Origin of the sequence: Noviherbaspirillum cavernae (genome assembly GCF_003590875.1) — a bacterium.
Lineage (GTDB): Bacteria > Pseudomonadota > Gammaproteobacteria > Burkholderiales > Burkholderiaceae_D > Noviherbaspirillum > Noviherbaspirillum cavernae.
In genome coordinates, this window is the sequence record NZ_QYUN01000003.1 from 651,374 (window position 1) to 666,120 (window position 14,747).

Consider the following 14,747-nt stretch of genomic DNA (forward strand, 5'->3'; position numbering starts at 1 on the left):
ATGACAACACTACAGTTGCCAGTCGAAGAGCCCCAGGACAAATACCTCGTGCCGGGGTTGGAACGCGGCTTGCGCCTGCTGTGCGAATTCAGCCGCAAGGACAAGAGCCTGTCCGCACCGGAACTGGCAAGACGGCTCGACGTGCCGCGTTCGACGGTGTTCCGCCTGCTGGCGACGCTGGAACGCATGGGATTCGTCGAGCGCAACGACGGCGGACGCGACTATCGCCTCGGCATGGCGGTCCTGCATCTCGGATTCGAGTATCTCGCGTCGCTGGAGCTGACCGAGATCGGCCGTCCGCTGCTGGAGCGCCTGCGCGACGAGATCCACTATCCATGCAACCTGGTGGTGCGCGACGGACGTTCCATCGTGTACGTCGCCAAGTCGGTTGCGCCGACCGCCTTCGTCAGTTCGGTCAGCGTGGGCACGCGTCTGCCGGCGCACGCCACCGTGCTTGGCCGCGTGCTGCTGGAAGACCTGTCGCTGGCCGAGTTGCGCGAGCTGTATCCCGAAGAGCGCCTTGAGCGTTTCTCCGACAGCACGCCGAAGACCGTGCTCGATCTGTTCCACATGCTCCAGGAAGACCGCCAGCGCGGTTACGTGCTGCAGGAAGGATTCTACGAGTCGCGCATTTCCACGGTCGCCGCGCCGGTGCGCGATCAGAGCGGACGCGTCGTGGCGGCGCTCGGCGCCACCATCCCCGCGCCGCATATCGACGAGACGCAACTCGATCTCATCGTGCGCCGCGTGCGGGAAAGCGCGGATGAACTGTCGCGCCTGCTGGACTACGTTCCCGAAAAATCGGGCGGCATGGTCGTCAATCTATAAACAAGGATAAGCAAGCATGTCCATGATCAATCTCGAAGGCAAGGTCGCCGTCGTGACCGGCGGATCGTCCGGCATCGGACTGGCCACCGTCGAGCTGCTGCTCGAAGCGGGCGCAGCGGTTGCCTTCTGCGGCCGCAATGAAGAACGCCTCGCGGCAGCCGAAAAAAACCTGCGCGAACGCTTTCCGCAAGGCCGCATCCTCGCGTCCGCTTGCGACGTGCTGTCGGCGGAACACATGGCCGCATTCGCCGAACGCGTGCAGCGCGAACTCGGCACGGTGTCGATGCTGGTCAACAACGCCGGCCAGGGCCGCGTCTCGACTTTCGCCGATACCGAAGATGCGGCGTGGACCGAAGAACTGCACCTGAAATTCTTTTCCATCATTCACCCGACCCGCGCTTTCCTGCCGCAAATGAAGACCACGCAGGAAGCCGCCATCGTCTGTGTGAATTCGCTGCTGGCCAGGCAGCCGGAGCCGCACATGGTGGCGACGTCCGCCGCCCGCGCCGGCGTGCTCAATCTCGTGCGTTCGCTCGCCACCGAGTTCAGCCCGTTCGGCGTGCGCGTCAACGGCATCCTGATCGGTCTGGTCGAATCCGGCCAGTGGCGTCGCCGCTACGAGGCGCGTCCGCCGGAAGAGCGCGACATGACATGGGCGCAGTGGACCGGCCGGCTGGCACAGAAAAAACAAATTCAAATCGGCCGTCTCGGCCTTCCCGACGAAGCGGCGCGCGCCATCGTGTTCCTCGCGACACCGCTTTCTTCATACACCACAGGCAGTCACATCGATGTTTCAGGAGGTCTTTCCCGCCATGCCTAAGCAAAATAAAGTTACCGTCGGCTGCGCCATTGCAGCCTTTCTCGAGCAGTGCGATGTCAAGGCGGCCTTTGGTGTCATCTCGATCCACAACATGCCGATCCTCGACGCCTTCGGCGAGCGTGGCAACATCCGTTTCGTCATGGCGCGCGGCGAAGCCGGCGCGACCAACATGGCCGACGCCTATGCCCGTACCACGGGCGGTCTGGGCGTGACCGTGACCAGTACCGGCACCGCCGCCGGCAATGCCGCCGGCTCCATGGTCGAAGCCATCACCGCTGGCACGCCGGTTCTGCACCTGACGGGCCAGATCGACAGTCCTTACCTGGACCAGAACCTCGGCTTCATTCACGAGAACAATCAGCAGCTCGCCATGCTGGGTGCCGTGTCCAAGGCTGCCTTCCGCGTTCGCACGCCCGAGACGGCACTGGGTATCGTCAAGCGTGCCGTACAGATCGCCATGACCGCGCCCACCGGCCCGGTCAGCGTCGAGATTCCCATCGACATCCAGCAAGCTTTGATCGAACTGCCGGCTGATCTTTCGCCGCTGCCGGTCGAGACGCAGGTGCCGAGCGCGGCTGCGCTGGACGAGCTGGCCAACCGTCTGGCCACGGCCAAGCGTCCGCTGCTGTGGCTGGGCGGCGGTGCACGCCGTGCCGGCAAGCAAGTGGAACGCCTCGTCAAGCTCGGCTTCGGCGTGGTCACCAGCACGCAAGGGCGCGGCGTGATTCCCGAGAACCATCCGGCCGTTGTGGGTTCGTTCACCGCCGTCAAGCCGGTGGAAGCGCTCTACCAGACCGTGGATGCCTTGCTGGTGGTCGGCTCGCGTCTGCGCAGCAACGAAACGCTCAAGTACGCACTCAAGCTGCCGGCCACGCGTTACCGCATCGACGCCGACCCAACGGCTGACGGCCGCTGCTACAGCAACGACTACTTCATCGCCGGCGACGCCGAATTGGCGCTCAAGGGCCTGGCCGACCGCCTGGAAGGCAAGCTGGCGACCGATCCCGCATTCGTCGAGGACATCAAGCGCGCGCGCGCGGCTGCTCTCGCCACTCTGCATGAGGATGTCGGCCCCTACACGAAACTGATCGACAAACTGCAAGCGGTGGTCGGCACCTCGTTCAACTGGGTGCGCGACGTGACGCTCTCCAACAGCATCTGGGGCAACCGCCTGCCCGAACTGCACGACCCCAAGGCGGGCGTGCATGCGCTGGGCGGCGGCATCGGCCTGGGGCTGTCAATGGGCGTGGGCGCTGCCGTCGGTGCGGCGGTCACCAACTCCGGCAAGAAGACCTTCCTGCTGGCCGGCGACGGCGGCTTCATCCTGAACCTGGGCGAACTCGCCACTGCGGTACAGGAAAAGGCCAACATGATCGTCATCCTGATGAACGACCAGGCCTATGGCGTCATCAAGAACATCCAGGACGCCGTGTACGGCGGCCGCAAGCATTATGTGGAACTGCACACGCCCGACTACGCCCTGCTGACGCAATCCATGGGCCTGGGCCACGTGCGCGTGCGCGACCTCGACCAACTGGGTGATGCCATCCAGCAAGGCTTGGCCGTGGATGGCCCGTTCATCGTGGAAGTGGACATGCTCGCGATCGGCAGCTTCAAGACCAAATTCGCCGGCCCGCCGGTGAAGAAGCCCGAACCCGTGGCAGCGAACTGAGGAGAAGCCTTCATGCTGCATGTATCAATGATCGGTTGCGGCGCCATCGGCGTCGGTGTCATGGAGTTGCTCAAGAGCGATCCTGAAGTGACGTTCGATCTGGTGATCGTGCCCGAGAACGGCGTGGACGCTGCGCGCAGCGTGGTGTCCTCGCTCGCGCCGCAGGCCAAAGTGGCGGCCGGGCTCAACGGCAGCCGTCCCGATCTGCTGATCGAATGCGCCGGTCATCGCGCCATCGAGGAGCACATCATCCCGGCGCTGGAGCGCGGCATCCCGTGCATGGTGGTGTCGGTCGGTGCGCTGTCCGAACCCGGACTGGTCGAACGCCTGGAAGAAGCGGCGCAACGCGGCAAGACGCAGGTGCAATTGCTGTCGGGCGCGATCGGCGCGATCGATGCTCTTTCGGCGGCGAAGATCGGCGGACTCGACTCCGTGGTCTATACCGGCCGCAAGCCGCCGTATGCCTGGAAGGGCACGCCGGCCGAAGACAAGTTCGATCTCGACAAGCTGGAAACCGCGACCGTGATTTTCGAAGGCAGCGCGCGCGACGCGGCGCGGCTGTTCCCGAAGAACGCCAACGTCGCCGCCACGCTGTCGCTGGCGGGCCTCGGACTGGACCAGACGCAGGTGCGCCTGTACGCCGATCCGGGCGTGACGGAGAACGTGCATCACGTCGAGGCCAAGGGCGCGTTCGGCGGCTTCGAGCTGACCATGCGCGGCAAGCCGCTCGCGGCCAATCCGAAGACCTCGGCGCTGACGGTATTCAGCGTGGTGCGCGCGCTGGCCAATCGCGCCCACGCGGTATCGATTTGAAAATTGATAGGGCAGTAACACGGCGTTTGCGATAGAACCTCGTGATGTTTCCTTCCCGGCAAGGGAAAGGCGGGATGGGTTGAAATCGGGGTATCGGACCCCATCCCCATCTCAGCCCTCGTCGTCATGGCGAGGTCGTTATTGGCAAGGCAAGCATCGTCCGAACATAGACAGAACTGCATTGAAAGCTGACATGAACCTGAACGAAACTCTTCCTATTTGCATCGCCGGCAACTGGCGCCTCGGTCAGGGTGATCGCTACGCGACCCTGTATCCGGCCACCGGCGAACCGGTCGCCTATCTGAATGCCGCCAATCTCGCCGATGTGGAAGAGGCCATTCAGGGCGCCGACAAGGCATTCCGCACCAGCGGCTGGGCGCAGAAGAAGCCGCACGAGCGCGCCGTCGTGCTGTACCGCGTCGCGCAATTGATCCGCGAGCGTTCCGAAGACCTGGCGCAATTGCAGCGCCTCGACAACGGCAAGCCGATCAGCGAAACGCGCGCACTGGTGGCCAGCGCCGCCGCCACCTTCCAGTTCTTTGCAGCAGCCTGCGAGACGCTGGAGGAAACGATCACGCCAATGCGCGGCGACAACCTCACGATGAGCGTGTACGAGCCGATGGGCGTGGTCGCGGCGATCACGCCGTGGAATTCGCCGATCGCCAGCGAAGCGCAAAAAATGGCGCCGGCATTGGCAGCAGGCAATGCGGTCGTGGTCAAGCCGGCGGAAGTCACGCCGCTGGCCGCGCTCGAATTGGCAAAGATCTGCATCGAAGCCGGCGTGCCTGCCGGCATGATCAGCGTCTTGCCGGGCAAGGGCTCGGTGATCGGTGACGCGATCACGGTGCATCCGCTGGTCAAGCGCGTGTCCTTCACCGGCGGCACCACCACCGGTAAGCACATCGCGCACATCGCCGCCGACAAGATGATGCCGGTCTCGCTCGAGCTCGGCGGCAAGTCGCCGACCATGGTGTTCGAGGATGCGGACCTGGATCACGCCGTGGCCGGCGTGTTGTACGGCATCTTCAGTTCGTCCGGCGAGTCCTGCATTGCGGGTTCGCGCCTGTTCGTTGCGCACGGCATTTACGACACCTTCATGGAGCGTCTTGCTGCCGGTGCCGCCGCCTTGCGCGTCGGTGATCCGACCGACGAACGCACGCAACTCGGACCGTTGATCACATCGCGTCACCGCGAATCGATCGAGTCCTATGTCGCGCTCGGCGTCGATGAAGGCGGCCATATCCGCACCGGCGGCGTGCGTCCGACCGGCTCGATCTACGATCGCGGTTACTTCTACACGCCGACCATCATCGAAGGCGTGCGCAACGATCAGCGCATCTGCCAGGAAGAGATTTTCGGCCCGGTGCTGGTGGCGATGCCGTTCGAAGATGAGAACGACCTGATCGAACAGGCCAACGACAGCGTGTACGCGCTGGCGGCAGGCGTTTGGACGCGCGACTACAAGAAGGCTTGGCGCTTCGCACGTGCGGTGCAAGCGGGCAATGTGTGGATCAACACCTACAAGCAGTTCTCGATCTCGACGCCATTCGGCGGCTGGCGCGATAGCGGTCTGGGCCGCGAGAAGGGTCGCCTCGGCATTCTGCAGTACATGGAACAGAAGAGCCTGTATTGGGGCATGAACGAACAACCTTTGCCTTGGGCCAAGTAAGGTTTTAGCCCTCCCCCTTCAAGGGGAGGGGACATGACGAAAAGCGGAATTCAGGAGAAGAGTAATGGACGTACTGGGTATCGATGAAATCACCTACGGCGCGGACGATCTGCCGAAGTGCAAGCAATTCTTCCTCGACTGGGGCATGAAGCTGGTCGAAGAAAGCGCCGACGCGCTGGTATTCGAATCGCTGAACGGCTGCCGCGTCATCGTCAAGAAGAGCGATGCCGCCGACCTGCCGCCGGCGATCGAAGAAGGTCCGACTCTGCGCGAAGTCGTATGGGGCGTGTCCGCTCCCGAAGTGCTGCAGCGTTTCGCCAAGCGCATCGAAACACTGCCGGGCTACGTCAACCAGGGCGATCGCCTTGGCTGCACCGATCCGAACGGTCTGGCCGTGCGCTTCCAGGTGACGAAGAAGCGCGACGTCTCGGTCGAGTGCGCGCAGATGAATACCTGGAACGAGAAGAACCGCATCAACCAGCGCAGCCCGGCCTACGAACAGGCGGCGCCGATCGAAGTCGGTCACGTCGTGTTCTTCGTCAAGGACGTGAAGGCATGCGAAAAGTTCTACACCGAGAACTTCGGCTTCGTCGCCTCCGACCGCTATCCCGATCGCGGCGCATTCCTGCGCTGCGCGGCCGAGGGCGGCCACCACGACATCTTCCTGTTGCAGACGCCTGCCGCGCGTGCCGGCCTGAACCATGTCGCCTTCACCGTGCGCGACATCCATGAAGTGTTCGGCGGCGGCATGAACATGTCGCGCAAGGGCTGGGACACGCAGCTCGGCCCGGGCCGTCACCCGATTTCGTCCGCCTACTTCTGGTACTTCCAGAATCCGGCCGGCGGCCTGATCGAGTACTACGCCGACGAAGACCAGCTCGACGAACACTGGGAAGCGCGCGACTTCGAGCCGGGCCCGACGATGTTTGCCGAATGGGCGATCGAAGGCGGCATCGATGGCAATACACGCCGTCAAAAGAATGCGGCAGCGCCGAGCGGAAAGTTCCTGACGGACAAGCCAAAACACTAACCTCAAAAGACAAGGGGACAAGCACGTGGCATCTCTCAAAATTGGCGTCGTCGGCGCCGGCATCGGCGGTCTGACCGCAGCAATCGCCCTGCATCGCGCGGGCCACGACGTTGTCGTCTTCGAACAAGCGAAAGGTTTCTTTCGTGTGGGCGCAGACATCAACCTGACGCCGAATGCAGTCGGTGCGCTCGACGCTCTGGGCGAGAAGGTGAAGGCAGGCATTCGTCGTACAGCGGCACGTCCGACGCATCGCCTTTCCCGCACGTGGGACACCGGCGTGGAGACCTCGCGCCTGGTCATGGGCAACGAAGCCGAAGAGAAATACGGTTCGCCGCAACTGACGATCCACCGTGCCGACCTGCTGGCCGCGCTGGCGGAAGATTTTCCGCTCGAACGCGTGTTGTTCGACAAACGCGCCGAGGCGATTACGCAGGATGACAGTGGTGTTGACATTACGTTTGTCGATGGCAGCACATATCACGTCGACGTGCTGATTGGCGCTGACGGTATCCACTCGGCCGTGCGTACCTCGATGTTCGGCAAGGAAAACCCGCGCTTCACTGGCGTGGTGGCATTCCGCGCCGTGGTGCCGGCGTCGAAGGTGGCGAACGTGCCGAACCTGCAAGCGTTCACCAAGTGGTGGGGGCCGAATCCGCAAAGCCAGATCGTGACCTTCCCGCTCAATCGCGGCGAGGACATCTTCATCTTCGCGACCATCGGTCAGGACAGCTGGCATCTCGAATCGTGGACCACGCCGGGCAAGGTATCGGAATTGCGCGAGCTGTATGCTGACTTCCACCACGATGCGAGAGCGCTGCTCGACGCCTGCGACGAAGTGCTGAAAAGCGCGTTGTACGAGCGCGATCCCTTGCCGGCCTGGTCGAAAGGACAAATGACCCTGCTGGGCGATGCCTGCCACCCGATGCTGCCGTTCATGGCGCAGGGCGCCGGCATGGCGATTGAGGATGCCGTTGTGCTCGGCCGCGCGCTGGCGAGCGTGAAGACGGCAGCAGAGGTGCCGGCGGCCTTGAAGCGTTATGAAGACACGCGCCGCGAACGCACGAGCAAGATCCAGCTCGGCTCGCGTGGCAATGAATGGATGAAGGAAGGCGGTAATGCCGACTGGGTCTATGGCTATCAGGCATGGAATGTGTCTGTCGATGGAGAGGCGCATGCCTGACGCGCCGAAGACCATGCTGTTGACGATCCTGCTGAAGCACGATCAATCGAAAAACCTGGACGCGATCCAGGAACACATGAAGCAGGTGGACTGGTGGGAGCGTTTCCCGGTCGAAGGCACGCGCGTCGTGTCATGGACGGTGGCCATGGGCCTCGGCCAGATCGTGACGCTTGAGTTGCCGCCGGAGCTGCTGCCGCTGGTGAATGTGGAGCTGGAACGTTCCGCATGGGGTGTGTTCCGCACCGAGTGCTATCCGACCTATGACTTTGTACCCGTGCGCGAGCGTATCCGCGAGCGCGTCAGAAATGGAGGTAAATAATGAAAGAGCTTTATCTGGATCCGCATCAGGCGCGCCGTCGCCAGCCCACGCCGTTCGAGGACTTGCTGGGCGATTCCATCGAACGCGGTTACGCCGCCGGCATTGAAGATCTCGCCGCGATGGTTGCGCACCTGAACCGCACCGGCCCGAACTGCCCGGAGAACGAAGGCATCTGGACCGAACAGAACTTCCAGGAAGCCATGGCGCGTCTTTCTGCCTGAAGACGACAGCAGCCAGATCATTTGAAAAGGATATTGACATGAGAACGTCCCCCAACGATCCCGTCGACGCCGTGCTCGCCGAGGGCTTGAAGAACCTGTGGTACCCGATCTGCCCGTCCGAGTTTGTCGGCGAGCGCCCGGTGTCGCTGCGCCGCCTTGGCCGCAAATTCGTGTTTTGGCGTGACCAGACAACCGGCAAGCTGCACGCGCTGGAAGACCATTGCCCGCACCGCGGCGCGCCGCTCTCGATGGGCATCGCGCTGGGCGACCGCATTGCCTGCGGTTACCACGGCGTGCAGGTGCGCGCCGACGGTGTCGTCACCAGCGTGCCGGGCAGCCCCGGTTGCAAGCTGGAAGGCGCGAAGGCCACCCGCTCGTTCCACGTGACCGAAGCCGCCGGCGCGATCTTCCTCTACAACTCCAGCGAAAACGTGGACACGCCGCCGCCGCTGGTGCTGCCGGAAGAACTGACCAACGACCAGGAATATTCGTCCTTCCTCTGCTACACCGAGTGGGGCGGTGACTACCGCTACGTGATCGACAACGTGATGGACCCGATGCACGGCACCTTCCTGCACAAGCAATCGCACTCGATGGCCGAAGGCGACGCCACGGCGACCTTCGGCGTGCGCGAAACCGACACCGGCTTCGTGTTCGAGAAGGAAGGCCAGCGCGGCGTCAACTTCGACTGGACCGAGTGGGCCGACACCGGCATCCACTGGATGCGTCTGGCGATCCCGTATCCGAAGACCGGCGGTCCCGGCGGCAGCTTCACCATCATCGGCAGCTACACGCCGATCGTGCCGAACGTGGCGGCAGTGTTCCACTGGCGCGTGCGCAAGCTGGTGCCGGGCTGGCAGCGCGACACATGGCGCTTCCTGTATCGCAACCGCCTCGAAGCGCGCCACTGGGCCGTGCTCGAGCAGGACCGCGTGGTGCTGGAGCTGATGGAGCCGGATGCCAATCAGCGCGAAATCCTGTACCAGCACGACATGGGCATCGTCCGTCTGCGCCGCCACGTGCGCAAGCTCGCCCAGGCGCAGCTTGACGAGCAGGAGGAGAAGGCGGCATGACCGAGCGCCTTCCGGTGCGTCATGTGAAAACCGACAAGGTGGCGGAGCTTCCGACGGCCACCTGGTCGAACTGCCTCGTGCTGGGCAACGAGATCGCCATCTCCGGCATGACGGCGCATCCGGCCTCGCGCGACAACAAGCTCGGCGCCTACGAGCAGACGATGGTGGTGCTGGAGAAGATTCGCGCGCTGGCAGAGGCTGCCGGCGGCGGCATCCACAACATCTACAAGCTCGTGATCTACGTCACCGACATCGCCGACAAGGATGAAGTGGGCCGCGCGCGGCGCGATTTTTTCCAGTCGCCGTATCCGTGCTCGACCCTGGTCGGCGTGAACGGGCTGGTGTTTCCCGAACTGAAGGTCGAGATCGATGCGTTCGCGCGTCTGGATGTCGATCTGCGGACTGCGGTGCAGACTGCAGCGTAATTTTGACTATAAGTGAGTCGTCGTAATGGATAGCAGCAACCTCATTTCCGTTCGTGTCCAGGCCATGCGCTTCGAAGCGCAGAACATCGTCAGCCTGGAGTTGGTGTCGCCTGCGGGCGGCGAGTTGCCTGCCTTCGAAGCCGGCTCGCATATCGACCTGCATCTGGGCAACGGCCTGTCGCGCAGCTACTCGCTGTCGAACTCGCCGAAGGAGCGCCACCGCTACGTGGTCGGCATCCTGAACGACCGCAACAGCCGCGGCGGCTCGCGCTACGTGCACGAGCAGCTGCGCGTGGGCACGATCATCAGCATCTCGGCCCCGCGCAACAATTTCCCGGTCGATGAAACGGCAGCGCACAGCGTGTTGATCGCGGGCGGCATCGGCATCACGCCGATCTCCTGCATGCTGGATCATCTGCGCGGCCTCGGCAAATCGGCCGAGCTGTTCTACTGCGCCCGTTCCCGCGCCGAAGCGGCGTTCGCCGATGAACTGTTGGCGCAGGCGGGTGTGCAAAGCCATTTCGACGGCGAGAAGGGCGTGCCGCCCGACCTGCGGGCCTTCCTGGCAAGCAAGCCGGCCGACGCGCATTTCTACTGCTGCGGACCGACGCCGATGCTGAACGCCTTCGAGAGCATCTGCGAAGAACTCGGTTTGCCGAACGTGCACATCGAGCGTTTCTCCGCCGGCGAAAACGTCGAGACGGTGCAGGAAGACGAATACGTGGCCGAACTGGCGCGCAGCAAGAAGACCGTCACCGTCCCGGCCGGCAAGTCGCTGCTCGATGCACTGCTGGATGCCGGCCTGCACGTCGATCACAGCTGCCGCGAAGGCGTGTGCGGCGCCTGCGAAACGAAGGTGCTGGAAGGCGTGCCCGAGCATCGCGACGGCGTGCTCAGCAAGAAGGAACGCGAATCCAACAAGACCATGATGGTCTGCGTATCGGGCTGCAAGGGAAAACGGCTGGTGCTTGATCTTTGACGTGAAAAATTCCTTCGTCTCGATGGCGAGGGAGTGCGGTCACAACCCGTTTTCGGCTTCGAGCGCAGGCTGCCTGTTTTTCAGGCAAGCCTGCGTTTTTGCATGGTGCAACCTGTGCGCATCATCATGCAATAATGGCATGCGCAGCGGCAGCAGAAAACAGCTTTCGCTGGCGTAGCAGAAAAGGACAGGTTTTGACCGAGATTGAAATTTCCAGCTGGAATGAATTCGTATCACTGACATCGGAACTGGACGGCTGGGCGTTTCGCGGCCAGCAGGACGCCAACTGGGCATTGCTGAGTTCGCTGTCGCGCTATCTGCAGGCCTTCATCCCCGACCAGTCGGGCTGGCGCACGCGGGAAGAACGCGCCATCCGCATCTTCCGCCGCAAGGCGCACAACTATCTGAGCAAGCCGGTGGCGCTGGACGACGATCTGCGCTGCCTCTCGCTGATGCAGCATCACGGCGCACCGACACGCCTGCTGGACTTCACCAAGTCGCCGTTCGTCGCGGCCTTTTTTGCACTGGAAAGCGCAGTCAGCGACGCCGCCGTGTTCGCGCTGAACACGCCGGTGCTCTGGAATGCGCCGCCGGTCAACAATCCGCTGCTCACGCGCGACACCATCGATCCGCGCAAGAAGGGGAATTTCGACCGTTACTTCCTGCAGAATGACAGCCAGATCATCTGGATCGGCGAGCCGACCGAAATGGACATGCGGCTGGTCGCGCAGTCCGGTACGGTGGTGCTGCCGGGCGTGCTGGACAAGTCGCTGGACGAAATATTGAAGGAATATCACGCCGAGGAAACGCTGATCAGGAAGATCATCCTGCCGCGTCACGTTCGCGACGAGGCAATGAAGGCCCTGTACCGCATGAACATCACCAATGCGACGCTGTTCCCCGATCTGGACGGATTGGCAAAGTCCATCAAGTTCGAGCTGGAAGTGATCTGGCCGAGACTGATCGATGACGCGGTGAAGCCCGGAGCGGTTTGACAGCATTGCGGATGAACGTTGTGCGCAGCGCGTCGGTCAAAGGCATGTCGCATTCGTGGCAAGCCGAAGTAAAGCTGTTGGAGATCAAGTGGACATATTGAGCGAGATACTCACCGGACTGCGATCGGAAGGCATCATCACCGGCCGCTTCACGCTCGGCGCGCCCTGGTCATTCGTCAAGAATCCGGTGAATGGCGCACCCTTTCGCATCGCGACCGAAAATCCCTTCTGGGTCCGCGTGCGGGACGCGGCGCCGGTGCTGGTCCAGCCCGGCGACTTGATCGTTTTGCCGCACGGGGACGAGCACATCATGTCGTCCGCTCCGGTTGACGACGCCATCCTGTTCGACAAGCTGCTTGTCGACATGGGGATATGTCCATTGCCCAACCGGCCGCTGGCCTTCCGCGCGGGCGGCGATGGTCCCGTCACCGATCTGTACACCGGCATCATCCTCTATCGCGAGCACCGGCGAAATCCGCTGCTCAACATGCTGCCGCCGATGATCCACATTCGCGCCGCCGACATCACGCCGTGGCTGATGTCCACCATGAAGTGCTTCATCGAAGAGTCGATGGCCTGCCAGCTCGGCTGGAATCACGCCGCCGCATGCCTGGCCGACTTGCTGTTCGTGCATGTGATTCGCATTTATCTGCAGGCGAACACCGAGAATATCTGCGGCTGGCTGCGCGGCTTGAGCGATGGGCAGATCAGCCGCTCGCTGTTGCTGATGCACAAGGAGCCGCAGCGCGAGTGGTCGGTGGATGCGCTGGCACTGGCGGTCGGCATGTCACGCTCGCGCTTCACCGCCCGCTTCCAGCAGCTCGTCGGCGAATCGCCGATCTCGTATTTGACGGCGCATCGCATGTACATCGCGGCCGAGCATCTGGCTGCCGGCAAGTGCCGCATATCCGAAGTTGCGGCCAAGGTCGGCTACAACTCGGAGAAGAGCTTCACGCGTGCCTTCCGGCGCTGGTCGGGCGTGCCGCCGAGGACCTACCTGCGTTCCTCGCCTGTGGCGGAGATGCAGTTGTAGCAGGTTTTTCAATTCCCGATGCCGCAATCCCCTGTCATCACGGGCGAAGGCGGAGCGGGTCATTCGCGGAACACTGCACCGCGCCTGTCTCGGCAACCGCGCCGCCGCATTGCCATTTTTTCTCGCAAACCCCCTCCGCACCGCACAAGCAGCGTGCATTGCCGGCACCGCATTTGTGCGCCCGTTTTTTTCCATATCCGTTTGATAATCGCGGCCCCCAATTTAGGCCGAATGGTTCCCTTTTTGAGCTTTCGTGAGGTTGTTCGGGGCATATCGCTGCGCAAGAATATGTCTGCACTGTGACAGCGATGGCGTCACGACAATGAATCAAGGAGACCTCCGTGCTGAGTGAAGAAAAGAACCGTTTGCTGACAGAAGTCGGGCCCGGCAAGCCGATGGGGGAATACCTGCGGCGCTATTGGCATCCGGTTGCCGGTGCCGATGAATTTGACAAGAAGTCCGTGCGCGCAATCCGTCTCTTCGGCGAAGACCTTGTGCTGTTCAAGGACTTGAGCGGCAATTTCGGCCTGATCGAGCGCCGCTGCCCGCACCGCAATGCCGACCTCGTGCACGGCTACGTCGAGAAGGAAGGCCTGCGCTGCAGCTATCACGGCTGGCAATTTGGTCAAAGCGGCCAGTGCCTGCATCAGCCGTTCGAGGAAGTCATGGACCCGAGCGCGCGCATGCGCCAGGGCACGAAGATCAAGGGCTATCCGGTGAAGGAGAAGGCCGGCATGCTGTGGGCCTACATGGGTCCGCTGCCCGCGCCGGAACTGCCGGACTGGGACTTCCTGAATTTCAAGAACGGCTTCGCGCAAGCGATTTTCTCGGAGCTGCCCTGCAACTGGTTCCAGTGCCAGGAAAACTCGATCGACCCGGTGCACTTCGAGTGGACGCACAACAACTGGATGGTGCGTCAGCAGGATCCGAACGGGAGCAACGTGCCGACCCACCTGCAGCTGCAGTTCGAAGAATTCGAATACGGCCTGACCTACAAGCGCCTGCGCGGCGGCGACACCGAGGACAACATCATGTGGACGGTTGGTCGCGTTTGCCTGTGGCCGAATGCCTTCTACCTCGGCCACCACTGCGAATGGCGCGTTCCCATCGACGACGAGAACACCCTGTCGGTGATGTGGATGTTCGGTCGCGTGCCGAAGGAAATGGAGCCGTATGAACAGAAGAAGATCCCGAGCTGGGTCGGCCCGCTGAAGGACGAGAACGGCGAATGGATCATCTCGCACGTCATCAACCAGGACTTCGCCGCATGGTACGGCCAGGGCCGTATCACCGATCGCACGAAGGAAAAGCTCGGGCAAAGCGACAAGGGCGTCGTCATGATGCGTCGCAAGTTCTTCGAGGAACTGGATGCGATGGCGGAAGGCAAGCAACAACTCTTCGCGCAGATCTGGGATCCGGCGCAGAACGAGGACGTGTTCCTGCCCTCGGCCTGCCGCGAGGAGATGATCCATGGCATGCCGCGCGAACAACAGAACGTGCACCACTTGCTCGGGCCTTACCTGAACGACTGCTTCGGCCAGTATGGCCAGCCGGACCGGGTGCGCGAAGAGTACGAGAAGGCCGTCGGCCAGAAGATGAAGATGGCGTCGACCTTCGTGAATGCCGTGCACGGCGCGCACAAAGAAGAAACAACGAGCAAGTAAAAAGTCGTATCACAACTATTACCAAT

The 14,747-nt window shown here is 62.6% G+C and carries 15 protein-coding genes; all 15 read left to right on the plus strand.

The genetic code is table 11. The annotated features are described in order from the left end of the window. The 15 genes from D3870_RS21485 (at position 1) to D3870_RS21555 (ending at position 14,721) form a co-directional block, all read left to right on the plus strand. Entirely contained in the window at positions 1-828 is an 828-nt protein-coding gene (locus tag D3870_RS21485; RefSeq protein WP_119743071.1) for an IclR family transcriptional regulator, read from the plus strand. Positions 829-844: 16 nt separating this feature from the next. Further along, positions 845-1,648 carry an SDR family oxidoreductase gene (locus D3870_RS21490; RefSeq protein WP_119743072.1) on the plus strand — a complete coding sequence of 268 codons (804 nt, stop codon included), beginning with the start codon at positions 845-847 and terminating at the stop codon, positions 1,646-1,648. Further along, positions 1,641-3,320: a thiamine pyrophosphate-binding protein gene (locus tag D3870_RS21495; protein ID WP_119743213.1), complete on the plus strand. Its 1,680-nt coding sequence runs from the start codon at positions 1,641-1,643 to the stop codon at positions 3,318-3,320. Before D3870_RS21490 ends, D3870_RS21495 begins: the two co-directional genes overlap by 8 nt. Before the next feature lie 12 nt (positions 3,321-3,332). Next, positions 3,333-4,133: an aspartate dehydrogenase gene (locus tag D3870_RS21500; RefSeq protein WP_119743073.1), complete on the plus strand. Its 801-nt coding sequence runs from the start codon at positions 3,333-3,335 to the stop codon at positions 4,131-4,133. Positions 4,134-4,326: 193 nt separating this feature from the next. Then, positions 4,327-5,802, plus strand: coding sequence for an aldehyde dehydrogenase (locus D3870_RS21505; RefSeq protein ID WP_119743074.1), 1,476 nt, complete (start codon positions 4,327-4,329; stop codon positions 5,800-5,802). Between the two features lie 64 nt (positions 5,803-5,866). Further along, positions 5,867-6,832 carry a VOC family protein gene (locus D3870_RS21510; RefSeq protein ID WP_119743075.1) on the plus strand — a complete coding sequence of 322 codons (966 nt, stop codon included), beginning with the start codon at positions 5,867-5,869 and terminating at the stop codon, positions 6,830-6,832. Between the two features lie 25 nt (positions 6,833-6,857). Next, positions 6,858-8,012: an FAD-dependent monooxygenase gene (locus tag D3870_RS21515; RefSeq protein ID WP_119743076.1), complete on the plus strand. Its 1,155-nt coding sequence runs from the start codon at positions 6,858-6,860 to the stop codon at positions 8,010-8,012. Further along, a complete protein-coding gene (locus D3870_RS21520) occupies positions 8,005-8,331 on the plus strand; it encodes a hypothetical protein (RefSeq protein WP_119743077.1) in 327 nt (108 codons plus the stop codon). Before D3870_RS21515 ends, D3870_RS21520 begins: the two co-directional genes overlap by 8 nt. After that, the gene (locus D3870_RS21525) at positions 8,331-8,552 is read left to right on the plus strand and encodes a recombinase-like helix-turn-helix domain-containing protein (protein WP_119743078.1); all 222 of its coding nucleotides are present in this window, start codon (positions 8,331-8,333) and stop codon (positions 8,550-8,552) included. The genes D3870_RS21520 and D3870_RS21525 overlap by 1 nt, the downstream gene beginning before the upstream one ends. A gap of 38 nt (positions 8,553-8,590) precedes the next feature. Further along, on the plus strand, positions 8,591-9,625 hold the full coding sequence (locus D3870_RS21530) for an aromatic ring-hydroxylating oxygenase subunit alpha (RefSeq protein WP_119743079.1): 1,035 nt from the start codon (positions 8,591-8,593) through the stop codon (positions 9,623-9,625). Next, positions 9,622-10,050, plus strand: coding sequence for a RidA family protein (locus tag D3870_RS21535; RefSeq protein WP_119743080.1), 429 nt, complete (start codon positions 9,622-9,624; stop codon positions 10,048-10,050). The genes D3870_RS21530 and D3870_RS21535 overlap by 4 nt, the downstream gene beginning before the upstream one ends. 25 nt (positions 10,051-10,075) lie before the next feature. Beyond that, positions 10,076-11,029, plus strand: coding sequence for a PDR/VanB family oxidoreductase (locus D3870_RS21540; RefSeq protein ID WP_119743081.1), 954 nt, complete (start codon positions 10,076-10,078; stop codon positions 11,027-11,029). Between the two features lie 194 nt (positions 11,030-11,223). Continuing rightward, the gene (locus D3870_RS21545) at positions 11,224-12,024 is read left to right on the plus strand and encodes an FRG domain-containing protein (RefSeq protein WP_242490137.1); all 801 of its coding nucleotides are present in this window, start codon (positions 11,224-11,226) and stop codon (positions 12,022-12,024) included. Between the two features lie 88 nt (positions 12,025-12,112). After that, the gene (locus tag D3870_RS21550; RefSeq protein ID WP_119743083.1) at positions 12,113-13,057 is read left to right on the plus strand and encodes an AraC family transcriptional regulator; all 945 of its coding nucleotides are present in this window, start codon (positions 12,113-12,115) and stop codon (positions 13,055-13,057) included. 341 nt (positions 13,058-13,398) lie between these two features. Beyond that, positions 13,399-14,721 carry an aromatic ring-hydroxylating oxygenase subunit alpha gene (locus D3870_RS21555; protein WP_119743084.1) on the plus strand — a complete coding sequence of 441 codons (1,323 nt, stop codon included), beginning with the start codon at positions 13,399-13,401 and terminating at the stop codon, positions 14,719-14,721. The last annotated feature ends 26 nt before the right edge of the window (positions 14,722-14,747 follow it).